Source organism: Mesorhizobium sp. M0621, assembly GCF_040320745.1.
Taxonomy (GTDB): domain Bacteria; phylum Pseudomonadota; class Alphaproteobacteria; order Rhizobiales; family Rhizobiaceae; genus Mesorhizobium.
Window position 1 is genome coordinate 76,418 of sequence record NZ_JAMYQF010000011.1, and the last position, 24,181, is coordinate 100,598.

The window sequence follows — 24,181 nt, forward strand, 5'->3', positions numbered from 1 at the left end:
TGGTAGCCGCTGGGGCAATCGAGGACGCCGGTTGCACCTGCAAATAAACGGCCTGAAGAATCAAAGCCCGTGCTATGAAGCAGCAACGGCTAAAACTCCGAGGAGGAGCGCATATTGGCGCTGAAGAACAGACCGGTCCCGCGCGAGCCATTGCCTGACGCCGATGTTCATTCGGAGGGATTCCGGCAGACGCGCGAAGCGCGCCGCAGCGCGCTGGTCGAGGATTATGTCGAGCTGATCGCCGACCTGATCGAGGACGGCAACGAGGCCCGCCAGGTCGACATCGCCGCACGGCTCGGCGTCGCCCAACCGACCGTGGCCAAGATGCTGACCAGGCTGTGCGCCGACGGGCTGGTGTCGAGAAAGCCCTATCGCGGCGTGTTCCTGACCGATGCCGGCCGCAAGGTCGCGGAGGAAAGCCGCATCCGCCACCAGACCGTGGAAGCTTTTTTGCGCTCGCTTGGTGTCAGTGCGGAGACAGCGCGCATCGATGCCGAGGGGATAGAGCACCATGTCAGCGCCGAGACACTGGAAGCGTTTCGTAAAGCGATGACGGCGCCGCGCTGAGCCGCACCCGCCGCCGGATTTCCCGAGCCGCCGGAACCCCTCGCACGCTAAGGACGTTGCTTGTTGACACCCGCGCAAGTCGCGCGGCAAGGGAGGAAGCGATGGGCGTTGAACAGGCACCGACCGCAAAGGGCAAGCAGGCGGCGAAGGGACTGAAACAGGCGGCGGCAAGCGATGAGCGCAAAACCGAGGCCGAAACCGGCCATCCGCTGAAAAAGGGCGCGGCGCGTTTCGAGGAACGTTCGAAGAGTTCCGACGCCAAGAGCGCCGGCGCCAAGCAGAAAGATTAGACTCGCTGAGGGCAGCACCGCTTGGCCCTCCGCTATGGCTCCGGGCGTTCGGGTCCTTTGAAAGGTCCAGTGGACCTTTCAATTTGCCTGCGGCAAACCGGTCCCTCACTCCCTGACATCCTGCACCCAGCTGCGCGGGTGGCCGTCGACGCGGAACTGGAAGATGAAATAGGGCGGAATGCAGGTGCCCTTGCCGGCTTTCGCTTCCGCCAGATCGTCATAGCCTGATGTGCAGATATAGTCCTCGCGGCAGGGATGCGCCTTGTCGCAGGCGCGCAGGCCGGCGGTCTTGGTGAATTCCCTGGTGCAGAATTTGTGGTCCTTGCCCGAGGCGACGCAGTCGTTGAAGCCGGTCTTGGCGAGACGGCCGCAGGTCGCCTCGCCGGGCAGCTTGTCGCAGCTCGCCTTGCGCAACATGCCGCCGGGAAAGCCACCGGTCTTCTGTTCGGGATTGTCGTAGCGCTGGCGCGCAGCACCGTAGCCGGCGAGCTTGACCGCTGGCTTCTTGTCACGAGCCGGATCGATGGCACAGGTCTTGGCGGTGGCTGGCGACAGGCGGCAATACTGGTCGTTGCCCCAGGTCGACATTTTGATCTCGCCGAACTCGACGGGATCACCGACCGCCGTGCCGGCCTCGCTGACGCAGGTGCCGAAGCCCGGATGGATGGCGCTTTCATGGACGCCGGCGCAGCGCAGGCCTGCGCCGCAGCTCCAGTTCTTGAAGCTCAAATCCTCGCCGCGATAGCAGATCGAGCCCCAGCCATCGTAAAGGTCGGTGCCCTTCAGCGCCTCGGCATATTTCGCGTCCGGATGGGCGGCGAAGCCGCGCGTAAAGTCCGGGTGGCCGCCGGCGGCGAATTGTTCGACGATGGCGCGGCGGCGCGGGAGGTCGGCGAAAAAGACGGCGGAGCCAGGCACGAAGACGGCGTTGCGGCGTGGCTCGCTCGCCGGATCGGCGCCGGTGTAGTGGAAGCCGGCAATGCCATGCGTCTGGTGGCAGCCGGTGCAGCTCATTTCGTTGAGCCGCAATTCGAAGCCGGCCACCGACCTGATGGTGGCGAGCGTGTTGCCTTTGGCGACGTAGTCCTTCAGTGCCTTGTCGATGTCGGCGTCGTCGACCAGCTCATGGGCGATGTTGTTCTGCGACCGGCTGAGGCCGCCGGGCGCGACGGAAACGGCGCTCTTGGCCAGGAACTTCTCGTCGATGACCAGCCGGCCATGGTCGAGGTCGTAGATGTTGCGGTCGGTGAGCAGCCATCTGGCGAAGGACGGCTTGTCGGCCAGCACGGTGGCGCGGTCGATCTGGTTTTCCATCTTCGCTTCGTAGAAGCTGGACGTGGCCGGATCCCATTTGAAGATCTTCAAGAGATATTCGGCATGGCCGCCGAAATCACGCCGTGTCGAGGCAGACAGGCGCAGCACCTGCATGTTGAGTTCGAGCCGCATGATCTGCGAGGCGTTCAGCATGGCGCCGGAGAGCGGCCCTTCGTCGGAACGCAGCCAGGCGGCAAGCTGGCCGGGGGGCAGGTCCTGTTTCCCGGCAGCCAGCCAGCGCTGGGCGATTTCGGCGCAGGACACATCGGTGGCGCGCGGCAGGTCCTTCGAGGCGCGGGCTTGTGCCTGGCGGGGCTTGGCGTTGAACACCAGGCTCATCGTCAGCGGCAGGCGCGACGAGATGCGCTGGCTTGCCTTGCCCTTGGCTGGCTTTTCCGCGACCGAATAGTGGAAGCGGTAGATCAGCCGGATCTCGCCGCATTCGGTGTGGCCGAGATAACCGCGGTCCATGCGGTTGACGACGCCGGTCAGGTCCAGCGTCGAGCCGTGGTCGTCGATGTATTTCGGATTGAATTTCTGGCTGGTGTCCTTCGACCCGGCCATATCAGCGACATAGGGGTCTGGACTGGTCTTCGGTTCGTCGGCGATCTGCTGTTTAACCGTGTCGCGCACTGTGGTCAGCGCCGGCACCGAAAATAGGCCGCGATTGTCGACCTCGCGGGTGAGGCCGAGTGCGGGTCCGAGCAGGCGGCTGATCGACAGTCCGCCGCGCTCGAGCGCCTGCAAGGTGGCGGGATCGGTGACGGCAACGCTGGAATCGAGCGTGACGGCACGGGCGGACCCGATACTGAAACAAGTCAATGCCGTCAGCAACAGCAGGAATTGGCCGATCGTCCGCAAGCGCCCCTCGCTTCCCAGAGAAACGGACATTAACGGTCTTCGATAGTCTCGGCCATGGGGACGATTGCAACGCCCAACGAACTTGGCCGCAAGGCGACCCGTGTCGCCAAAAAGGCCACCGAAAAATGCTGTGACTTGGCGCAACCATTGGGATAATTGTTGTTGCCCCGGAGCAACGGGGAGGTTTGCAGCGCGAGGAGTTGCCATGCTCTGGAAGGGTCGTCGTCAGAGTGACAATATCGAGGACGCCCGCGGCGACAGCGGCGGTGGCGGGCTCGGTGGCGGCAGCCCTGGCCAGTTCCGCATTCCGATCGGCGGCCGCACCGGTGGCGGCGGCAGCATCTTCCTGGTTATCCTGGTGGTGCTGGCCGGATGGTATTTCGGCTTCGATCCGTCGACGATCCTGGGTGGCGGCGACGGCGGCCTGCTGCCGGGCGGCGGCGGCCAGATCACCGACAACAGCGGCGGTGGCCAGGATAGCGGCGCGGGTACGCCCGCCAGTGACGAGATGAAGCAGTTCGTGGCGACCGTGCTGGCCGAGACCGAGGATACCTGGACCGGCATCTTCAAATCGCAGGGGCTGACCTATCAGGACCCGAAGCTGGTGCTGTTTTCCGGCCAGGTCCGCTCGGCTTGCGGCTTTGCCTCCGCGGCGGCCGGACCGTTCTATTGTCCCGGCGACCACAAGGTCTATCTCGACATGACCTTCTTCCAGCAGCTTGATCAGCAATTCGGCGCCTCGGGTGAATTCGCCCGGGCCTATGTGGTCGCGCATGAGATCGGCCACCACGTGCAGAACCTGACCGGCATCATGTCCAAGTTCAACCAGATGCGGCAAAGCATGGGCGAGGTCGAGGCCAACCAGATGTCGGTGCGCATCGAGCTTCAGGCCGACTGCTTCGCCGGCGTGTGGGCGCACTACACTGCGCAGAAAGGCATATTGGAGCAGGGCGACTTCGAAAGCGCGCTGAACGCGGCCAAACAGATCGGCGACGACACGCTGCAGAAGAAGATGCAGGGCTATGTCGTGCCGGAAAGCTTCAACCATGGCACCTCACAGCAGCGACAGACCTGGCTGACGCGTGGCTACAAGAGCGGCAAGCTTTCGGATTGCAACACGCTGAGCGGCCCGATCTGACGAGACCGTTTGGAAATTCTACTCTGGCGGCCATCTGATGGCGTTTTCTCGCCTGAGCGGATTTCGAAAAAGCGATCTCGGGCACGTGCCTTTCCTCCACTGATCTGCCGGCGAAGGCGCCGCCAGGTGATGTCAGGATGAAAGAATCCGGCCTGTTCCCTTATTGTTCCTTGCATCGGGCTCGCCTATAAGGTGCGTCCGCCTGCGCCCCAGGGCGAGCAGAGGAGCTTGACCCATCATGATCGACCCCAAAACCGCCAGACGGGGCCTTGCGCTCGTCTTCACCACGCTGCTGCTCGACATTATCGGCTTCGGGATGATCATGCCGGTGCTGCCGGCCTATCTCAGGGAATTGACCGGGGTCAGCATCAGCGGGGCGGCGATCGAAGGCGGCTGGCTGTTCTTCGTCTATGCGGCGATGCAGTTCTTCTTCGCGCCCATCATGGGCGGCTTGAGCGATCGGTTCGGACGGCGGCCTATCCTGCTCGCTTCCGTGCTGACGTTTTCCATCGACAACCTGATCTGCGCCGTCGCCTGGTCTTATCCCATGCTGTTCATCGGGCGCGTGCTGGCCGGCATTTCGGGCGCCAGCTATTCGACGACATCCGCCTTCATCGCCGACATCTCGAACGATGAGAACCGGGCGAAGAATTTCGGCCTGCTCGGCATCGCTTTTGGCGTCGGCTTCGTCATCGGGCCGGTCCTGGGCGGGCTGCTCGGCACATTCGGGCCGCGCGTGCCGTTCTATTTCGCCGCCGGGCTCGCCTTCGTGAATTTCCTGATCGCGCTGTTCCTGTTGCCGGAAACGCTTGACGACAAGCACCGCCGCCGCTTCGAGTGGAAACGCGCCAACCCGGTCGGCACGCTCCTCCAGATGCGCCAATATCAGGGCATCGGCTGGATCGGGCTTGTCTTCTTCCTGATGACGCTCGGACACATGATGTATCCGGCGGTCTGGTCGTTCGTTTCCAATTATCGCTATGGCTGGAGCGAGCAGCAGATCGGCTTCTCGCTCGGCGCCTTCGGTCTGTGCGGCGCGATCGTCATGGCGACGGTGCTGCCGCGCGTGATCCCCCGGCTTGGCGAGTGGAGGACGGCGGTCATCGGTCTTGCCTTTACGGCACTCAGCGCCTTCGGCTACGCGTTCGCGTCGCAAGGCTGGATGATCTATGCGGTGATCGTCTTCGGCTGTCTCGAAGCGCTGGCCGATCCGCCGCTGAGGAGCCTCGCCGCCGCCAAGGTGCCGCCTTCCGCGCAAGGCGAACTGCAGGGCGCGATGACCTCGATCTTTTCGATCACCTCGATCATCACGCCGCTGCTCTATACGGCGATCTTTTCCTGGTTCACCGGGCCAAGCGCGCCCGTGACCTTCGGCGGCGCGCCCTATCTGGTTGGCGCGTGTTTCCTGATGCTGGCGCTCATCGTCTTCGTCACCAAAGTGGCCAGGCCGGTCGCGCGCACGAATGTCACCACCGGCGTTGCGGAAGATGGCGCGCAGGTGTGAGTCACGACAGCCGCATAGCGAAGGCCGGCCGGTGGTGTAGGCATTTCAGATACGTTTGCTGTGATGCGCTAATCGTGCCTGACGCTTGCGCCGCCCCTCATTGCCCTGCCGGGCATTTCTCCCCGTAAAACGGGGAGAAAGAAGCCTGCGCCGAAGCTTTCGCCAATTTTAAACGTGCAGAGAAATGCGCCGAGATCGCGGCAAGCTCCCTTCTCCCTGTTCACGGGGAGAAGATGCCGGCAGGCAGATGAGGGGCAGCGCTAACGGATCGAGTTAAGCCCGCTCGGCGAGCAATTCCTCGCCGCGCTTTTCGCGGATCAGGTTGACGAAGCGGCGGAACAGATAGTGCGAATCCTGCGGGCCGGGCGAAGCCTCGGGGTGATGCTGGACCGAGAACACCGGCCGGCCGGTCAGCGTGATGCCGCAGTTCGAGCCGTCGAACAGCGATACGTGGGTCTCCTCGACGCCGGACGGCAGCGAGTCGGCATCGACGGCAAAGCCGTGGTTCATCGAGACGATCTCGACCTTGCCGGTGGTGTGGTCCTTGACCGGATGGTTGGCGCCGTGATGGCCCTGATGCATCTTGGCGGTCTTGCCGCCCAGCGCCAGCGCCAGCATCTGGTGGCCAAGGCAGATGCCGAACACCGGAATGTCGGTCTTCAACAGGTCCTGGATGACCGGCACGGCATAGTCGCCGGTGGCTTCCGGATCGCCGGGGCCGTTGGAGAGGAAGATGCCGTCCGGCTGCATGGCGAGAATCTCCTCGGCGCCGGTCTTGGCCGGAACCACGGTGACCTTGGCCCCAAGGCCGGCGAGCAGGCGCAGGATGTTGCGCTTGACGCCATAGTCGATGGCAACGACATGCATTGTCGGGTCGGCCTGTTCGCCAAAGCCTTCGTTCCATACCCAGGGTGTCTCGCGCCAGACCGATGACTGGCCCGACGTGACCTCCTTGGCGAGGTCGAGCCCAATCAGGCCAGACCACGCAGCGGCGCGCCGCTTCAGATCGTCGAGGTCGAATACGCCATCGGGCGAATGCGCGATGACGGCGTTGGGCATGCCCTTTTCGCGGATCAGCGCGGTCAGCGCGCGGGTGTCGATGCCCGACAGAGCGACGATGCCGCGCTTCTTCAGCCACTGGTCGAGACCGGTGCCGGCACGGTAATTGGACGGGTTGGTGACATCGGCCTTGAACACGGCGCCCACAGCGCCGGCGCGGGCGACCGGGTTGAGGTCCTCGATGTCCTCGTCATTGGTGCCGATGTTGCCGATATGCGGGAAGGTGAAGGTGACGATCTGGCCGGCATAGGACGGGTCGGTGAGGATTTCCTGGTAGCCGGTGAGCGCCGTATTGAAGCAGACTTCGGCGACGGCAGAGCCGGTAGCGCCGAGACCGCGACCTTCGATGACGGTGCCGTCGGCCAGCACCAACAGCGCGGTCGGCTTTTCCGTTGCCCAGGCGGGCGTCATCTCGGCCATGGCGGCACTCCTATCAGGCTACGCGCTTCCATAGGCCCGGCGGGCCATTCGCGCAGCAAACGGCGCGAAGCGGCGAATTCGCGGCCTCCACGCACACAAGCTTCAGTTCATGCAAGGCCCAGTACATAGGGGAAGGGGGCAGGGCGGTCAATGATCATGCGAAATGCGGCTTCGATTTATTTCATCAAGCAATATCAGAGGCTTGCCTTGGCACATCAGGGTTTGCGTTGACTCTCACCCGGCGCTATTGTCCGCGCCGATCGAAGGAGACTGCACCATGCGCGGCAAAATCGCCGAATCCCTGAAGAGCGCGATGAAGGCGCAAGACAAGCACCGGCTGCCGACATTGCGGCTGATCCAGGCCGCCATCCACGACCGCGACATCGCCAATCGCGGTTCGGGCAAGGGGCCGGCCAGCGACGAGGAGATCCTGCAGATCCTGGCCAAGATGGTGAAGCAGCGCGAGGAATCGGCAAAGGCGTTCGAAGACGGCAAACGGCCGGAATTGGCCGCGCAGGAGCGCGGCGAGATGGAGATCATCCGAGATTTCCTGCCGGCGCAGCTTGACGATGCCGCCATCACCACGGCGGCGCGCGAGGCGATTGCGGCGACGGGCGCGGCCAGCCAGAAGGACATGGGCAAGGTGATCGCCGCGCTGAAGCAGAAATATTCCGGCCAGATGGATTTCGGCAAGGCGAGCGGTATCGTCAAGGGGTTGCTGCAGTAAGGGCTGCTGCCCATCTCTGTAGCGGGGCGGAAAAATCGGCTGTCCTGCGGCTGTCCGTTATACCGAAGGTAGAGCCTCATTCGACCGGGCGCTTCCCGAATCCAAGTCCGGGAACTGGAACTCGGATGCCGCCGAGATGTTTATCCGTCATGCAACCGGAGAGATGTCATGGCTGAGAACGAAACCCACTACGAAACCGGTGCGACGAAGTATCCGGCAAAGACCGATGCCGACGCATCCGATGAATTCTCCCAGGATGCGGCCGGCAACAAGAAGCCTGCCGGCGGAGTGGGGCTCACCCGTCGGATGGGCGAAGTGGAAGACCGAACCCACCAGTCGGACGGACAGAACCCGCCGAGGCAAGCCACGCCGGGTACCGCGATGGAAAAGGCGTCCGGCGCCAGTCCGGCGGTCGCCGGGCGTTTGAAGGGTACCAAGGCTCCGAAGATCAGGCGGCAGCAGCGCTAAGCCGAACCGAGCCACTTGGCGAGAAGACTGTTCGACGCCTTTCGGAACGATCCCGTCGCTTTGCCATTATCAGCACGAGGGCAGGCCCGGACAGGCAGCGCCGTGAGGCAGCGACGCGCCACTTCCTCATCCGGGCGACAACACGAACATTCCGGAGGAAGCGATGACTGGACGCAGAACCCACGATCAACAAATTCGCATCATTGAAGAGGCGGAAAACACAAAGAACGCCGGCAAGGATTTCGATGCGAAGGCGGATCTGAAACGGTCGGCGGCGGAACGCGAAGCGCTGCGGAAGGGATCGGAGATAAGAACCGACGCACCTGATCTCGTCGATCCCGACGACCGCAACATCCTCCGGGGCAAGAACCAGGAGAGCGTCCATCACAAGAACCGTGCTGACGACTAGGCACCCATCGTGAGACGTTTTGGCATAGATTGGAGGCAGGCCATGGCACGCGGCAGCAAGAAACACATCGGAGCAGGTTCGCAGGGAAAGGGTTCTGGCGCAGGCGCCATGACCGAAACGCCAAAGGATAAGCTCGAAGAAAACAAGGTTCTATCCAATCGCGACAAGGCACAGCATTCCCGAGAACGCGGCTTGGATTCCAGACAGGTCGCGACCGAGCAGCGCCAGGATCACGCCGCCAACCGGTTGCGGGATTGACGCCCGACAGGGCACCACCTTGGCACGGCTGGCTTGGCACGGCTGGGAATCGCCGGAATCGTTGCCCTCGCTATTTGACGCCGATGCTTTCGGGCCAGAGCGCCTGGATTTCCTTCGGCAGCGCATCGCGAACCTTGGCCGATTGGCCAAGATCAATATGCCGTGCAAGAACGCGGAAGACCGTGCGGGCTGCATCCTCGGGATCGACGGGGCGGATCGATTTTAATTCCTCGTCGATCTGCTGCGAGAAGTCTTCCAGCGAGCGCGTTTTGTCTGGCTCAGCTGCAGGCCGGTAGTGATCGTAATAAGCGCCGCGCACCAGCAGCGGCAGTTCCGCCCCAAGCTTCGCCGCAAGTCCGATCTGCAGCCTGTCCCTTAAGGTCCGCAAGACCGCGCCCAATATGTGCCATGCAACCCGCCGATCCGGGCCGTGATCGTCCATGATCTCATCGAGCCAGATGTTCGTTGTCTGCAGCGTCCTGTCGAAAACCTCCAAACCGGTAGCGCTCATTATCGCCTCCTCGTTCATTCATGCCTGGTTTCGAAACGATGCTCGGGGGCAATCGTTTCGCTATCCGTTGAGAAAATTTCTCCGGCGGTCGAGATCTGCTTGTCGGCGGAATCCGGGAACGCTCTCGATTGCGCCGGAACCCGCCCGACAGAAATCGCTCCTCAACTGGCGCCCAATGGCCGCGCAGCCGGGCAAGCGCGGAACACAAACTGAAGCTGCTGTTTCCAAATGCGAGGAATGGCGGTGACCGCTGTCCCGCCGGAGAGATCCGCAATCGCTGCCATCAGGTCGTTAGGCTGAGACCTCAAGCACGATCTTGCCGCGCACATGCTCGTTTTCCAGCCGTTCCTCCGCCCTGGCGACCTCTCCAAGAGGATAGATAGCTTGCACGAAGGGGATGACCTTGCCGGCGTCGATGAGATGGCCGATCTCCGCGAGATGTGCCGCATTCGGCTCGGCCAGATAGGAGACGCCACGCGCCCGATGCAAGTTTGCCTTTTCCTGCGAAGGTTGGGAAAGCGTGGAAACGAGCGCCCCTCCTGGCTTGAGCACATCCCAGGAGCGGTCCTGCGTGTCGCCCGCGACAAGGTCGAACACCAGATCGACCTTATCGACGACCTCTTCGAAACGCTGATCCTTGTAGTCGATCGTCTGATCTGCGCCGAGCTCGCGGACAAAAACGATGTCCTCGGCGGAAACGGTTGTCGCGACGAACGCGCCCGCGGCCTTGGCCAACTGGATCGCCAGATGACCAACGCCGCCGGCGCCGCCATGGATGAGAACCCTTTGCCCGGATTTGAGGCCGCCATGATCGAACAGGCCCTGCCAAGCAGTGATGCCCGCAAGCGGCACCGCTGCGGCTTCGATATGGCTTAGACGCTCCGGTTTCGCAGCCGCCTCCGTCGCCTTGACCACGACATATTCGGCATTGCCGCCGCGGTCATGACCAAGCATGGCAAATAGCGGGTCGCCCTTCTTCAGCGTATGCGCTCGCGTGCCGCATATTTCCACCGTGCCGGACACGTCACGTCCGAGCGTGACCGGCAGGGGCTGGCTCGTCGAACCTTCGCGGGTCTTGTAGTCGATCGGATTGACGCTCGCCGCGCGGACCCTGAGCACAACCTCGTCGTCAAGCGGCTGAGGAAAGGGGACTTGATCGATCGAAAGAACCTCAGGTCCGCCAAAAGCATGGATGCGGACTGCTTTCATGTCGACATACCTCCTCTTCGTTCGGCTGTCGGCGACGCTGTCTACGGGTCGACGTTATAGCGGCTATGCGACCCCGATCGCTGCGGCGCCTGCATGTTCATTTGCTCGTGCAGGCCACACCCGCTAGATCAATCGGCGCCGCAGCGACGCCAGTCCTGCTAGGCCGCAGACTGCGTTGGAGGGTTCTGGTACATCATCCACAGCTCGATCGCAGCAAGGACCGCGACCAGAACGCCGATTACCACATGCACGCTCATGGCCGTGGTTGCCTGGAATCCAAGGACCCAGGGAGACACGAGTACCCAAAGACCCACAACGAGGTTCAACCATTCCTCCCAAATAGCAAAGGCGGAGAGGGCGGCAACCGAAAGCAAGAAAATCACGATGCCGCTGCCCATGGCATTCTGGGACTGTGTCCCTGCCGCGAAGGCGAATATCCAGGGAGAGAAGAAGAGAGCTGCTCCGAGGATTAGATTTGCCACGTCACAAAGCTTGGCGTTTGACCACTGGTTCATGATTTTTCTCCATCAAGCGTGCTTTCCACGCTTCCGAAGCTCAGTCGGCTGGCCTTGAAACCGCCGGTCCACATGGCGGCATGGCTACAACCGGACTTGCTGGCTCTGTAACTGTGTCGCAGGCCATTGGTTCCAATCAACAAATCTGGAGCGCCATCGGCTGAGCGTGGTGGCGGGCATTTTTTCCTCGGCTAGGAACATTCAGCAAGTCTTGATCGGCCCGCGCGATACAAACGCAGCGGGAAGGTGCGAGGTGCAGGCCATCACCCATGTTATCGCCTCTCGATCATATTCGTCACCGGAGCGCCAGTCTTCGAAGAAGGCGTTCAACGTGCCGACACGCTCGGGCCAGACGTCGCTGGCCTGCAGCCCCAGTGACACGCCGAAATTGGTGAAAGCGAACTTGGTGTCGCGCAGCCACGGCGCGCGGCTGAAATAACCTGGCGGGTCGACCCACATCGTTTCCAGGGTTCTAAGCGATCGTTTCGTCTGGGCCTCGGCCCATGGTTCCGCAGGGAAGAAGTGGGCGAGCCACAGCATCATGCCGAGACCGAGATCCTGTTCGATATCGAGCGCTTGCCAATCGCGCTCGATCAGGTCACGCATCTGCGCAATTTCGGGCGCCAGCTCGTCTTCATCGAGCATCCGGTAGGAGACATAGCCATCGTAGGCGTCCATGCTGCCGAGGCCATAGCCGGGATAAGGCCTGCTCAAGTCCTCCTGCATCTTCCAGATCACACCGCGCCCGGGGATCACAAAAGCCGGGTGAATGTCACGCGCCAGCGCGATACCGCGCGCGCGGTATCGCGGCTTCAGATCGCCGAGACGCGCCAAGGCAAACAGCCACATCGCCAGGTAGTGGAAATACTGACCGTCACGATCAGCCGCTTCCCCGATCCTCAGTCCGCGCCGACGGCCGAGTACACGCTCTACATCGGCCACAAGCCGCTCAGCCTCGTCCAGCCAGCGCGCCTCGCCAGTTTCCGTGTAGAGTGAGATGTAGAGCACAACCCCGAATGCATCGGTCCATAGATAACGCAGGCCGTTAGGCCAGATGCCTTCGGCCCGCATCCAATCGAGTTTTCGCAGCACATAGCCGACGTCATGCAACATTGGCACCAAACCCGAACGATAGACCATGGTTGCGGCCAAGCGACATGCGCCTCTGTCTGGGCTGGCTATCGCAATCTGGTCGGCAGCGACGCCGCACTTGTTAAGCTGACCTCAATGCATCTGCGAATGCTGTCCGCCATGCTGCGAGATGCCGCTCAATGCCTCACCCGCTTCTGCCGATTCGCCATTCATGGCGAGGTCGCCCAGCGAAACAATGCCGATTAGTCGCTTGTCGTGGTTCAATACCGGCAGGCGCCTTACTTGAAGCTCACCCATTTTGCGAAGGACGTCATCGGCGTCTTCGTCACCGAAACAATATTCGACGTCAGGGCTCATCACCTCGCGAATTTTGGCATCGGGTCCTTTGCCCTGGGCGATGCCGCGGATCGCGATATCTCGGTCCGTTATCATGCCGACAAGCCGGTCGTTCTCACCCACCGGCATGACGCCGGCATCGAGACGGCCCATGGTTCGGGCGGCATCGCGTATGGTTTGCTCCGGACTGGCGATCTGAACGTCTCTCGTCATACAATCGGCAATCCTCATTGTAACCTCCTCTCGTTCCACGGCCCCGCGCCACCTGATACTTGGCCACCTGATACTTGAATGAGCGCCCTTGGAAAACGTTCCATGGTTTCGGTCTGCACGAGCGCTATGAAGGCGCGGGACAGAGCGAAGAATCCGCCAAGGCTTTCAGCATCATGCAAATGCCGTAGCGACGGGTCGCTTGCTACCGGCCAGATTTCGGCGGTTCGAGCGCACGGCGCAATGCCGGCGCCTCCTGCTGGATATGGTCCCACAACCGGTTCGCGACCCGCCCGTGCGGCCGGTGGCGGCGGCGCGCCACCACAAGTTCGTCGGTGCGGCCCGGCATATGGCGGCCGGCGATGGAGTGCAGGCGCCCGTCGCGCAGCTCGTCCTCGATCAGGAAGCGGGGCAGGTGGCCCCAGCCGAGGCCCTGCAGGATGATTTCCTTCTTCATGCCCTGATCGGCCACCATGCACTGAGGCGCTCCTTCGACCATGAAGTAGTCCTGCCGTGGCGAATGGCGGGCTGTGTCGCGCATGACGCATTGGGTAAAAACGCGCATCTGATCCAGGGTGATTGGCTGCTTGATACGCTCCGGCAGAAAGCCCGGCGCCACCACGGGAATGAACGGCACCTTGCACAGGTCGACCCATTCCACCCGCGCATCGCCCTTGTCGATCCAATGCAGAATCAAATCGGCTTCGTCATCGAAGAGGCGCTCCCACGGGCCGCCCACCGCTTCGAAGTGCAGATGCAGGCGCGTGCCGGGACACTGGGCGAAAAACCGCCCAAGCATCCCCAGCACCTGCGGGCGCGGACAGAGGTCGCCGATCACCACATGGATCTCGCTTTCCTCGCCCATCGACAGCTGGGCGGCATGGACACGCAAGCCCTCCAGCTCGCGCAGCAGTGATTGCGCCCGGCGGTGGAACGACAGCCCCGCTTCGGTGGGGCGCACGCGATAGCCATTGCGATCCAGGAGAACGAGGTCGAGCTGCCGTTCCAGCTTCGCGACGGCGGCGAACACCGCCGGGTGCGAGCGATAAAGTAACGCAGCCGCGGGCTGAAAGCCGCCGGTGCGGATCACGGCATCGAAGCATTGCAGTTCGTGCAAGGTGAATTCGGCCATGTCAGCTTTATATACAGAGATTATCTTATCTTTGTAATATCAGCAAAATTGCCGGTCGGCTACGGTCAGCCTCATTCAAACGTTCCAGAAGGAATTTCATTATGAAAGAGCTTAGTTTCGTCACAACGGGCGACGGCACACGCATCGCCTATCGCTTCGACGGGGACGCCGGTAAACCGGTGCTGGTGCTGTCGAACTCCATCGGCACCACGCTGCATATGTGGGAGGGGCAGGTCGGGGAATTGTCCAAGCATTTCCGTGTTTTGCGCTACGATTTTCGCGGCCATGGCGGATCGAGCGTTCCGGTCGGCGCCTATTCGCTCGATCGGCTTGGCCGCGACGTTATCGAGCTGCTCGATGCGCTCGACCTGCAACGCGTCCATTTCCTTGGCCTGTCGCTCGGCGGCTTCGTCGGGCAGTGGCTCGGCATCCACGCGCCCGAGCGGATCGACCGGCTGATCCTGAGCAACACCTCGTCCCATCTGGCGCCGGCAAGCTATTTCGACGAGCGGATCGCCGCCGTGCGGCAGGCGCCCGATATGTCGGAAACCGCCGAAATCTTCCTCAACAACTGGTTCCCCGCCTCGATGGTTGCCGCCAACGAGCCTGAGGTCGAAGATTTTCGTGCCATGCTGCTGGCCATCGACCGGCAGGGCCTGGCGGGTCTGTTTGCGGCGGTTCGCGATGCGGACCTGCGCCGCACCGTGGCGCTGATCTCCCGGCCGACGCTGGTGATCGCCGGCCAGCACGACACTGTCACAGCAGCCAGCCACAGCGAGTTGATCGCTGCGACGGTGCCCGGCGCGAAGCTTGTCGTCCTGCCCGCGGTTCACTTGTCGAATGTCGAGTATCCTGCCGAGTTCATGCAGGCCGTGCTCGACTTTCTGCGCTGAGCTGGAGCGCGACATGGATCGTGCTTGAAGTCCGCAGGCATTCAGGGGAAGCGGACCTCACGGCTCCTTGCAAATCGGCACCGGCTGTGGCGGCGGCGCCGGGTGATCCTTCCTGTATTGAGCGATGATCGGCTCGAGAGTCTTTCGCGGCCAGAATTTCGGAGCGCCGATCTCCTTCAGGCAAGATGCGTTCCAATAGGCGCCCGACTGCGAACGGCTGGCCGCCACCGCGGCGACGTCGCGTGATTCAGGGTAGATGTAGAGCGTCGTCGGATTGTCCTTGACCATCGTGATGATCTGCTGCGCGTCTGATGGCGACCAGCTGGTGCAGCCATTGCTGCGGCCGCCGGCATAGTCCACCAGCTTGCCGAAAGGCACGTAACCGTCATGGTCGGCGTGCGAGCTGTTCGGATTTTTGCGCAGGCACATGCCGTGCAGCACCTGGGCCGCGTGGCCGCCGATCACCCGCTGCCTGGCGTTCGCGGCTTCGCCCTCGCCGTCGAACTGTATGAAGGTGCGCTGGAAAACCGCATCCTGTTTCGCGCCAGTGCGGTAGAAGCCCTTGAACGAGGTTTTCGCCTCGCTGGTCATATAGGCGCCGCCGGCCGTCAAGGATGAATCCATCGCATTGCCGAAGTTCTTCGCGCAGCGTCTGCCGTTGGCGAAATCGACGACGCCTTTCAAATTCCGGCCGCTGCCGTGGCCCGACGAAATTGCGCGAAACGACTGGCTGCTTTCGCAAATGACATAATAGCGGTGTCCGGGCTTGCCGTTGCCCAGATCGCTGGGGCGCGTCGCATCCATGGCAAAGTAGCAGCCGTTCTTGACGGCGCCTTGGGCCACTTTTTTCAGGTAAAGCGCGCGAGCTCGCTCCAGCACCACTCGTGAGATCTGACCGTCGCTGTCGCCGACATGGGCCTGCAGCCAGGCGGGAACATCGGAAGGTGCGGCAAATGATCGGACCGACGCCGTCACCGCGACGACGGCGACAAGAAGGCTGGCAACGACACCCAGAGGGACAGATATCAACCGCACCGGATCAATTCTCCTGTCGAAGCGCTTTGCGATTCCTTGCGGGTGTTGCCGCAGGTGATCCATCATAGATGGCTTCGCGCCAATCGGCGAAACACATCTTGTTCAGCCCGCCGACCAGAAGCTCGCGCCAAGGGCCACCGGGAGGTGCGGAAGCGTCAAACGGCCGTGCCGCGACGTGTTGGCTCAAGGCTTGCGGCGAACTTTTCCGCATCCATGCGCGTCGGCGACTTTCGATTCCCAGGGATTGAGCTATCATTTGATTCTGGCATGGCCCACGCCTCCTCCCTCCGACGGGAAAGCATCATTCATGCAGGGCTTTCCGATCACCGAACCGACTGTTCGAGCGCCAGGCATAAGGAGGGATTGCGAAACGGCTCGCACCAGGAGGTTTGCAATGAAGTTGTCCGCGCCTGTCTACCATTTGAAGCGTCAAGCCAGGCTGTTGTCCCGCGAGGGCAGGATTGCGCTCCACGAAGCGCTCGACCGTGTTGCGGCACGGGAAGGTTTCACCAGTTGGAGCCTGCTTGCAGCCAAGGCAGCCGAGGCGGCGCCTGCAGGCGTATTGTTTGCGCAACTGGCGCCCGGCGACCTGGTCCTGGTCGGTGCGCGACCCGGCCACGGCAAGACGCTGATGAGCCTCGAACTCGCGATCGAAGCCATGAAATCAGGCCATCGCGGCGTGTTCTTCACGCTGGAGTATACGCAACGAGATGTGCTCGACCGGTTTCGCGCCATCGGGGCGGATCCGGCGCGGTTCAACGACCAGTTCGTGTTCGACAATTCCGATGCCATCAGCGCCGACTATATCGTCAGAACACTGGCGGCGGCGGCGCGCGGTACGCTGGTGGTCATAGACTATCTGCAACTGCTCGATCAGAAGCGGGAAAACCCGGACCTGATGGCGCAAGTCCGCACGCTGAAGGCCTTTGCCCGCGACAGGGGATTGATCCTCGTCTTCATCTCGCAGATCGACCGGTCATACGATCCGGCGAAGAAGCCGGTTCCCGATATCAGCGACGTGCGGTTGCCGAATCCGCTGGATCTGTCGCTGTTCAACAAGACCTGTTTTCTGAACAAGGGTGAAATCCGGTTCCAGGCGGCAAGCTGAGATCCGGTCACTTGGGCAGCCTTCATTGGGCTTCTGCCGCCAGGTTCAGCTCAACCGCTGCCGGATTGTGCTGCGCGCGCAGCGCGTCGGCCGCCTGGCGAACCACTTCGGATATCCGCAGCAGCTGTTTGGCGATCGGGCTTGTCTTGCGCCAGATCATGCCGATGGTTCGCGACGGCTGCGGGCTGGCGAAGTGGGCGATGGAGACCGGCGCCGAGCGTGTCTCCACCGGCACGGCCATTTCCGGGATCAAGGTGACGCCGACGCCGGCGCCGACCATCTGCACCAAGGTCGACAGCGAGCTGCCGTCGAGCAACTCCCTTGGGCGTGCCGAATGCATGTTGCAGAACGACAGCGCCTGGTCGCGGAAACAATGGCCTTCCTCCAGCAGGAGCAGCCGCATCTCGCGCAGCATTTCGCGATTGGGCACCGGCTTTCCCGCGTCCTCGCCCGGCCGGACCAGCACGAAGTTCTCGGCAAACAGCACGATTTCGGTCAGTGACGGTTCCGACACCGGCAGCGCGACGATGGCCGCGTCGAGCCGGCCGTCGGCCAGTTCCTGGATCAGTTTCTGCGTCTGCGTCTCGCGCACGTGGATATCGAGGCCGTCATGCATGCGGGCGAGGTTGCCGATGATTGCAGGCAGAAGGTAGGGCGCGATCGTCGGGATCACGCCGATGCGCAGCCGCCCCACCAGCCGGTCGCGCGAGGCGCGGGCCAGATCCGGCAGCTCATCCACCGAGCGCAGGATGTCGCGGACGCGCAAGGCAAACTCCTCGCCGAAATTGGTCAGCCGGACCTGTCGCGGACCTCTTTCGAAAAGCTCCGTGCCCAGCGTTTCCTCCAATTCCTTGATCTGCACCGAGATGGCGGGCTGGGAGATCGCGCACGCATCCGCAGCACGTCCGAAATGGTTGTGTCTGGCCAGCGCTTCGAAATAACGCAGCTGCTTCAGCGTCAGGTTTGTCATAATGTCATCTTATCGCTGCAATCAGGAAATCCAACTTAAATTAATCACGTGGCTCTGCTATAGGAGTTGCAAGGAAGATGAGGAGCAGCCCGCCTCGTTCGGGGCGCGCGTGCAGCGATAAGACATCCAACATATTCGGTCGCGTATCGGGCACAGGTCATCGCGCCGGCCATGAAACGGACCACCTACAGGGACATCCAGTGTCCCTGCTCACGCAGCAGTTGAAACAGCTCAACACAGCCACGATCGGAGAAAAAACATGGACGCCAACACAGACGACAACAGCAAGGGCAAATGCCCGGTTGCGCATGGGGCCTCCCGCAGGAGCAATCGTGACTGGTGGCCAAACCAACTTGACCTCGGCGTTCTGCATCAGCAATCGAACCTCTCCGACCCAATGGGCGAAGAGTTCGACTATGCCAAGGAATTCAAGTCGCTCGATCTCGATGCGGTGATCAAGGACCTGCACCATGTGATGACGGATTCGCAGGATTGGTGGCCGGCCGATTTCGGCCATTACGGGCCGCTGTTCATCCGCATGGCCTGGCACAGTGCCGGCACGTATCGCATCGGCGACGGCCGTGGCGGCGCCGGCGCCGGCCAGCAGCGTTTCGCTCCGCTCAACAGCTGGCCGGACAATGCCAATCTCGACAAGGCGCGCCGGCTGCTGTGGCCGGTCAAGCAGAAATACGGCAGGAAGATCTCCTGGGCCGACCTGCTGATCCTCACCGGCAACATCGCGCTGGAATCGATGGGCTTCAAGACCTTCGGCTTCGCCGGCGGCCGCGCCGACGTCTGGGAGCCCGAGCAGGACGTGGACTGGGGCTCGGAAACCAAGTGGCTCGACGACAATCGCTACTCCGGCGATCGTGAACTCCAAGGCCATCTCGGCGCCGTGCAGATGGGTCTGATCTACGTCAATCCGGAAGGGCCGAACGGCAAGCCGGATCCGCTGGCTTCGGCACGCGACATTCGCGAAACCTTCGGCCGCATGGCGATGAACGACGAGGAGACCGTGGCGCTGATCGCCGGCGGTCACACCTTCGGCAAGACGCACGGCGCCGGCGATGCCGCGCTTGTAGGCGCCGAGCCGGAAGGCGCCGGCATCGAGGCGCAGGGCCTCGGCTGGTCGAGCAAGCATGCCACCGGCATTGCCGGCGACGCGATCACTTCGGGCCTCGAGGTGACCTGGACCACGACGCCGACGAAGTGGAGCAACAACTTCTTCGACAATCTGTTCAATTATGAATGGGAATTGACGAAGAGCCCGGCGGGCGCCCATCAATGGACGCCGAAGGGCGGCGCTGGCGCCGGCATCGTGCCGGATGCCCACGACCCGTCAAAGCGCCGCGCGCCGTCCATGCTGACCACCGATCTCGCGCTGAGGGTCGATCCGGCCTACGAAAAGATCTCGCGGCGTTTCCACGAGCATCCGGATCAGTTCGCCGACGCGTTTGCCCGCGCCTGGTACAAGCTGACCCACCGCGATATGGGCCCGGTCGTCCGCTATCTCGGCCGGCTCGTGCCGAAGGAAGAACTGATCTGGCAGGATCCGATCCCGGCGGTCGACCACGAATTGGTCAGCGAGCAGGATATCGCATCCCTGAAGTCGAAGATCCTGGCATCGGGCCTGTCGGTCTCCGAATTGGTCTCGACTGCCTGGGCCTCGGCCTCGACCTTCCGCAATTCCGACAAGCGCGGCGGCGCCAATGGCGCACGCATCAGGCTCGCGCCGCAGAAGGACTGGGAGGTCAACCAGCCGGCTGAACTGTCGAAGGTGCTGGCGAAGCTGGAAGGCATCCAGAGCGAGTTCAACGCGGCGCAGACCGGCGGCAAGAAGGTCTCGATTGCCGATCTCATCGTGCTCGGCGGCGTCGCCGCGGTCGAAAAAGCCGCGAAGGACGGTGGCCATGAGGTGAAGGTGCCATTCACGCCAGGCCGCATGGACGCCTCTCAGGAACAGACGGATGTTCATTCCTTCGCGCCGCTCGAGCCGAAAGTCGACGGCTTCCGCAACTATGTCAGGGGCAAGCAGCCAATGTCGGTCGAAGCCATGCTGGTCGACCGGGCGCAATTGCTGTCGCTGACGGCGCCGGAGATGACGGTGCTGGTCGGCGGCTTGCGGGTGCTTGGCGCCAACACGGCCAAGTCGAAGCGTGGCGTGTTCACCGACCGGCCGGGGACGCTGACCAATGACTTCTTCGTCAACCTGCTCAGCATGAACACGGTCTGGGATCCTGCCGCCGGCTCTGTTCCGGGTTCGGAAGAGGTGTACGAGGCGCGCGACCGTAAGACCAAGGCGGTCAAGTGGACCGGCACGCGCGCAGACCTGATCTTCGGTTCGCACGCACAATTGCGTGCACTTGCCGAGGTCTATGGCTCCGCGGACTCCGGGCAGAAATTCGCCAGGGATTTCGTGGCGGCATGGACCAAGGTGATGAACGCCGACCGCTTCGACATCGCCTGAGATATCCCCCTTGGCGATCTGGCGCGACCATGCCGGATCGCCGTCCTCCCAAGGACTTGGATCAGGGCCACGTTTCCAGCAATGGGAACGCGGCCCAAGAGGCTGCTCTTTGGTGGATCGTGCCTTTCCGGGCAATGCTGTTATCTTATCGGCGTAGCGTCTCCGCTGGTGCACCATGGTCGAAATCGTCAAACCCGCGCTTGAACATTTGCCGTCCTACAAGGCGGCGCTTGAGCGCGGCTGGTCGCCGGACAATGTGCGATTGCTGGAAGCGACGCGCGAGCAGCTTGCGGCGATCGAAAAAGATCCGGTGGCCTTTCTCGCCGACCTCGACGATCCTCAAGCCAGGGGCGGCCCGATCATCTTGCCCGACGGCAAGCAAGTGCCGCGCCTGCCGGGCTTCCGCCGTTGGATCTGGGACGGCGAGGCGTCGGGCTCGATCGGCTTCCGCTGGCAACCAGGAACGGCGGGACTGCCGCCGCATGTGCTCGGCCATATCGGCTATGCGGTGGTGCCGTGGAAGCGGCGGCGCGGTTACGCCACCGAGGCGCTGCGGCTGATGCTGGACGAGGCGAGGGCGGTCGGCCTGCCCTATGTCGAGATCACCGCCAAACCCGGCAATCCAGCCTCGCACAAGGTGATCCTGGCCAACGGCGGCAAGCTCGTTGAGCGCTTCTTCGAGGACGCCGCCTATGGCGGGGCGGAGAGTTTGCGGTTTCGGATCGAGTTGTAGGGGTGGGCGCAATCTTATCCGAGGCAGGCCGGGAGAAATCCCCTTATATCCGCTGGCGCAGGCCCCTCTCCGACCGCTTCGCGGCCACCTCTCCCCACTTTCGTGGGGCGAGGAACCTGAGCCTTGCAGCGGCGGTGCGAGGTCTGCTTTGTGTCCTCACAGCTCCTGGATCGCTGCCAGCACCAGCCTCTCACCCATGCTCGTCAGTGCACAGCGCGTGGTCGGACAGCGCGCGGATAACGTAGCAGTCGCCGACCGTCTTGCCATTGCAGCAGGTGGCGATGCGTTCGAGTTCGGCCTCCAGCCGCTTCAACTGGGCGATCTTGTCCCGCACCGAGATCAGCTGTTCCTCGGCGATCCTGTCGGCGTGGCCGCAGGGCTGCTCGGGATGACCGCTCAGTTCGATCAGCGAGCGGATGTCCTCGACGGCGAAACCGAGGTCGCGGGCGTGGCGGATGAAGGCCAGCCGCTCCAGCTCCTGCCTGGAATAGCGGCGCTGGTTGCCTTCCGAACGCTCGGGTGCCGCGACCAGGCCCATCTGCTCGTAGTAGCGGATGGTCGGCACCTTGACCCCAGTGCGGCGGGAGAGATCACCGATCGAAAACATGAATTTTGCCTCTTGAAGCTCTAGTGACTAGAGCAATTACAGTGCCTGACATCAGCATTCAAGACCAATGCGGCTACGCCGTGCGGGCAAGACAGACAGGTGATGTGATGACGGCTCCCCTCAAGCAGACGCGGTTCAGGATCGGCGGCATGGATTGCGCCTCCTGTGCGGCCAAGATCGACACGGCGATTCGCCGTCTCGACGGCGTCGCCGATGTCTCGGTTTCGGTGACCGGCGCCAGCATGACGATCAGCCATGGCGGGTCGCTCAACGACGGCAAGGTGCTGCAGCAAGTGGCGCGGCTGGGCTACGGCATCGCCAGGGCGGAGACCAGGATCGACGGGCGTGCTTCAGCAGCCAAGGCGCATGAACATGCTGATCATGACCACGAAGGCCACGAAGGGCACGACCGTGGCGAGCCGGCCACCACGCAGGCCACCGGTTCCACCCATTTCCACAGTGATGTCCAGCCGGAGCAGGCGTGGTGGCGTACCCGCCGCGCGACGCTGACGCTGGCTTGCGCGGCGGCACTTCTTGCCGCCTACGGCATCGGTCATCTGTTTCCAGTGGCCGAGCGCTGGGTGTTCCTGGCCGCTTTGCTGGTCGGCCTGGTGCCGATCGCGCGGCGCGCGCTGATAGCGGCACTGGCCGGCACGCCGTTCTCGATCGAGATGCTGATGACCATCGCGGCGATAGGCGCCGTGATGATCGGCGCCACGGAAGAAGCCGCCGCCGTGGTGGTGCTGTTCCTGATCGGCGAACTTCTGGAAGGTGTCGCCGCCGGCCGCGCACGGGCGAGCATCCAGGGACTTGCAGATCTAGTGCCGAAGACAGCACGGATCGAGCGTGCAGGCGGCACATCGGAGGTTCCCGCTGAAGATCTTGCGGTCGGCGACGTCATCGTGGTGCGGCCGGGCGACCGCATCCCTGCCGATGGCGAGATCGTCGAGGGGGCGAGCGAGATCGACGAGGCGCCGGTGACCGGGGAGAGCACGCCGAAGCGCAAGGGTGTTGCCGAAACCGTCTTCGCCGGCACGATCAACACCGATGGCGTGCTCAAGGTGCGGGTGTCGGCTGCCGCGTCGGACAACACCATCGCCCGCGTCGTGCGGCTGGTGGAGGAAGCGCAGGAGGCCAAGGCGCCGACCGAGCGCTTCATCGATCGATTCTCGCGTTATTATACGCCGGCGGTGCTGGCCGTCGGCGCGTTGGTGGCGCTGCTGCCGCCGCTGCTTGCCGGCGGCGACTGGAACGAGTGGATCTACAAGGGCTTGGCGATCCTGCTGATCGGTTGCCCTTGTGCGTTGGTCATCTCGACGCCGGCGGCGATCGCCGCGGGTCTTGCTACCGGCGCGCGGCGTGGCCTGCTGATGAAGGGCGGCGCGGTGCTGGAAGAGTTTCGCCGGATCACGGCAGTGGCCTTCGACAAGACCGGCACGCTGACGGCGGGCAGGCCGGTAGTGACCGACATCGTGGCGTATGGCCGCGATGAACGCACCGTGCTGGCGCTGGCGGCAGCCCTCGAGCAGGGCTCCAGCCATCCGCTGGCGACGGCGATCCTGGACAGGGCCAAGGCCGACAAGGCTCCGGTCCCGCCGGCGCTGGCGGCGAAGGCAATTTCGGGCAAGGGCGTCGAGGGCCGTGTCGGTGGCGTCGCCGTCTTTCTCGGCTCCGGCCAGGCGGCGGGAGAACGTGCTGATATGACCGAAGCGCAGCGCCTGGCCGTCGACAGCCTCAACGGCCAGGGCAAGACCGTCTCGGTGCTGGTGGCGGACGGCGTGGTGGCCGGGCTGATCGCCATGCGCGATGAGCCGCGGCCGGATGCGGCGGCCGGGATCGCGGCGCTCAAAGCTGAGGGCATCCGGGCTGTGATGCTAACCGGCGACAACCGCCGCACGGCCGAAGCCATTGCCGCTTCGCTCGGCATCGAGGCACGGGCGGAACTGCTGCCGCAGGACAAGCAGCGCATCGTCGGCGATTTGAAGAGCGAAGGGCTCAAGGTGGCCAAGGTCGGCGATGGCATCAACGACGCGCCGGCGCTCGCCGCCGCCGACATCGGCATCGCCATGGGTGGCGGCACCGATGTGGCGCTGGAGACCGCGGACGCGGCGATCCTGCATGGCCGCGTCATGGACGTCGCGCGCATGGTAAAACTGTCGCGGGCGGTAATGGCCAATATCGGCCAGAACATCACCGTGGCGCTCGGGCTGAAGGCGGTGTTCCTGGTCACCACCATTGCCGGCATCACCGGCCTTTGGCCGGCGATCCTGGCCGACACCGGCGCCACCGTGCTGGTCACCGCCAACGCCATGCGCCTGCTGCGCTGGCGCGGGTGAGGGCTTTGTTCG

At 63.1% G+C, this 24,181-nt stretch carries 24 protein-coding genes; 13 read left to right on the forward strand and 11 right to left on the reverse strand.

From position 1 onward, the window contains the following. Positions 1-114 precede the first annotated feature (114 nt). Positions 115-567, forward strand: a complete 453-nt coding sequence (gene mntR, locus NKI38_RS10650) for a manganese-binding transcriptional regulator MntR (protein WP_056578997.1) — start codon at positions 115-117, stop codon at positions 565-567. Positions 568-668: 101 nt separating this feature from the next. Further along, positions 669-857 (forward strand): hypothetical protein, encoded by a 189-nt coding sequence (locus NKI38_RS10655; RefSeq protein ID WP_352657138.1) that lies wholly within the window; start codon positions 669-671, stop codon positions 855-857. A gap of 105 nt (positions 858-962) precedes the next feature. Here NKI38_RS10655 and NKI38_RS10660 read toward each other — a convergent pair whose 3' ends face one another. After that, positions 963-3,062, reverse strand: a complete 2,100-nt coding sequence (locus NKI38_RS10660; RefSeq protein WP_352657140.1) for a hypothetical protein — start codon at positions 3,060-3,062, stop codon at positions 963-965. A gap of 175 nt (positions 3,063-3,237) precedes the next feature. Between NKI38_RS10660 and ypfJ the strand changes: the two genes are divergently transcribed. Beyond that, positions 3,238-4,170, forward strand: coding sequence for a KPN_02809 family neutral zinc metallopeptidase (gene ypfJ, locus NKI38_RS10665; protein WP_352657141.1), 933 nt, complete (start codon positions 3,238-3,240; stop codon positions 4,168-4,170). Positions 4,171-4,408: 238 nt separating this feature from the next. Next, the gene (locus tag NKI38_RS10670) at positions 4,409-5,674 is read left to right on the forward strand and encodes a TCR/Tet family MFS transporter (RefSeq protein ID WP_352657143.1); all 1,266 of its coding nucleotides are present in this window, start codon (positions 4,409-4,411) and stop codon (positions 5,672-5,674) included. A 273-nt stretch (positions 5,675-5,947) separates the two neighbouring features. Here NKI38_RS10670 and carA read toward each other — a convergent pair whose 3' ends face one another. After that, complete coding sequence (gene carA, locus NKI38_RS10675) at positions 5,948-7,153, reverse strand: glutamine-hydrolyzing carbamoyl-phosphate synthase small subunit (protein WP_352657145.1); 1,206 nt, start codon at positions 7,151-7,153, stop codon at positions 5,948-5,950. Between the two features lie 277 nt (positions 7,154-7,430). Here carA and NKI38_RS10680 point away from each other — a divergent pair, with 277 nt between their 5' ends. The 4 genes from NKI38_RS10680 (at position 7,431) to NKI38_RS10695 (ending at position 9,015) form a co-directional block, all read left to right on the forward strand. Further along, positions 7,431-7,880 (forward strand): GatB/YqeY domain-containing protein, encoded by a 450-nt coding sequence (locus tag NKI38_RS10680; RefSeq protein WP_352657147.1) that lies wholly within the window; start codon positions 7,431-7,433, stop codon positions 7,878-7,880. 168 nt (positions 7,881-8,048) lie between these two features. Continuing rightward, positions 8,049-8,348, forward strand: coding sequence for a hypothetical protein (locus tag NKI38_RS10685; RefSeq protein WP_352657149.1), 300 nt, complete (start codon positions 8,049-8,051; stop codon positions 8,346-8,348). Positions 8,349-8,511: 163 nt separating this feature from the next. Further along, positions 8,512-8,757: a hypothetical protein gene (locus NKI38_RS10690; RefSeq protein WP_352657151.1), complete on the forward strand. Its 246-nt coding sequence runs from the start codon at positions 8,512-8,514 to the stop codon at positions 8,755-8,757. Between the two features lie 42 nt (positions 8,758-8,799). Next, positions 8,800-9,015, forward strand: coding sequence for a hypothetical protein (locus NKI38_RS10695; protein WP_352657153.1), 216 nt, complete (start codon positions 8,800-8,802; stop codon positions 9,013-9,015). Between the two features lie 70 nt (positions 9,016-9,085). On the opposite strand, the gene NKI38_RS10700 is transcribed toward NKI38_RS10695, so the two are convergent. The 6 genes from NKI38_RS10700 to NKI38_RS10725 all read right to left on the reverse strand — a co-directional run bounded on the left by NKI38_RS10700 (position 9,086) and on the right by NKI38_RS10725 (position 14,020). Continuing rightward, a complete protein-coding gene (locus NKI38_RS10700) occupies positions 9,086-9,526 on the reverse strand; it encodes a DUF2267 domain-containing protein (protein WP_352657302.1) in 441 nt (146 codons plus the stop codon). Positions 9,527-9,817: 291 nt separating this feature from the next. Further along, positions 9,818-10,735: an NADP-dependent oxidoreductase gene (locus NKI38_RS10705; RefSeq protein ID WP_352657155.1), complete on the reverse strand. Its 918-nt coding sequence runs from the start codon at positions 10,733-10,735 to the stop codon at positions 9,818-9,820. A gap of 158 nt (positions 10,736-10,893) precedes the next feature. Further along, a complete protein-coding gene (locus tag NKI38_RS10710) occupies positions 10,894-11,250 on the reverse strand; it encodes an SPW repeat protein (protein WP_352632382.1) in 357 nt (118 codons plus the stop codon). A 201-nt stretch (positions 11,251-11,451) separates the two neighbouring features. Further along, entirely contained in the window at positions 11,452-12,363 is a 912-nt protein-coding gene (locus NKI38_RS10715) for a hypothetical protein (RefSeq protein WP_352657157.1), read from the reverse strand. A 111-nt stretch (positions 12,364-12,474) separates the two neighbouring features. Further along, the gene (locus NKI38_RS10720) at positions 12,475-12,909 is read right to left on the reverse strand and encodes a CBS domain-containing protein (RefSeq protein ID WP_352657159.1); all 435 of its coding nucleotides are present in this window, start codon (positions 12,907-12,909) and stop codon (positions 12,475-12,477) included. Between the two features lie 184 nt (positions 12,910-13,093). Further along, positions 13,094-14,020 carry a LysR family transcriptional regulator gene (locus NKI38_RS10725; protein WP_352657161.1) on the reverse strand — a complete coding sequence of 309 codons (927 nt, stop codon included), beginning with the start codon at positions 14,018-14,020 and terminating at the stop codon, positions 13,094-13,096. 101 nt (positions 14,021-14,121) lie between these two features. Between NKI38_RS10725 and pcaD the strand changes: the two genes are divergently transcribed. Beyond that, positions 14,122-14,913, forward strand: coding sequence for a 3-oxoadipate enol-lactonase (pcaD, locus tag NKI38_RS10730; RefSeq protein WP_352657163.1), 792 nt, complete (start codon positions 14,122-14,124; stop codon positions 14,911-14,913). Positions 14,914-14,970: 57 nt separating this feature from the next. On the opposite strand, the gene NKI38_RS10735 is transcribed toward pcaD, so the two are convergent. Beyond that, positions 14,971-15,948, reverse strand: a complete 978-nt coding sequence (locus tag NKI38_RS10735; RefSeq protein ID WP_352657166.1) for a hypothetical protein — start codon at positions 15,946-15,948, stop codon at positions 14,971-14,973. 394 nt (positions 15,949-16,342) lie between these two features. Here NKI38_RS10735 and NKI38_RS10740 point away from each other — a divergent pair, with 394 nt between their 5' ends. Next, positions 16,343-17,056 (forward strand): DNA helicase, encoded by a 714-nt coding sequence (locus tag NKI38_RS10740; RefSeq protein WP_352657168.1) that lies wholly within the window; start codon positions 16,343-16,345, stop codon positions 17,054-17,056. 22 nt (positions 17,057-17,078) lie between these two features. Here the strand turns inward: NKI38_RS10740 and NKI38_RS10745 are convergent, their stop codons facing one another. Then, a complete protein-coding gene (locus NKI38_RS10745) occupies positions 17,079-18,026 on the reverse strand; it encodes a hydrogen peroxide-inducible genes activator (RefSeq protein WP_352657170.1) in 948 nt (315 codons plus the stop codon). 259 nt (positions 18,027-18,285) lie between these two features. On the opposite strand from NKI38_RS10745, the gene katG reads away from it, so the two are divergent. Both katG and NKI38_RS10755 read left to right on the forward strand, forming a co-directional pair. Beyond that, the gene (katG, locus tag NKI38_RS10750; protein WP_352657172.1) at positions 18,286-20,493 is read left to right on the forward strand and encodes a catalase/peroxidase HPI; all 2,208 of its coding nucleotides are present in this window, start codon (positions 18,286-18,288) and stop codon (positions 20,491-20,493) included. A gap of 175 nt (positions 20,494-20,668) precedes the next feature. Next, a complete protein-coding gene (locus NKI38_RS10755; RefSeq protein ID WP_352657173.1) occupies positions 20,669-21,226 on the forward strand; it encodes a GNAT family N-acetyltransferase in 558 nt (185 codons plus the stop codon). Positions 21,227-21,416: 190 nt separating this feature from the next. Here the strand turns inward: NKI38_RS10755 and NKI38_RS10760 are convergent, their stop codons facing one another. Beyond that, positions 21,417-21,833 (reverse strand): MerR family transcriptional regulator, encoded by a 417-nt coding sequence (locus NKI38_RS10760; RefSeq protein ID WP_352657175.1) that lies wholly within the window; start codon positions 21,831-21,833, stop codon positions 21,417-21,419. A 107-nt stretch (positions 21,834-21,940) separates the two neighbouring features. On the opposite strand from NKI38_RS10760, the gene NKI38_RS10765 reads away from it, so the two are divergent. Beyond that, positions 21,941-24,169, forward strand: coding sequence for a heavy metal translocating P-type ATPase (locus NKI38_RS10765; protein ID WP_352657177.1), 2,229 nt, complete (start codon positions 21,941-21,943; stop codon positions 24,167-24,169). The last annotated feature ends 12 nt before the right edge of the window (positions 24,170-24,181 follow it).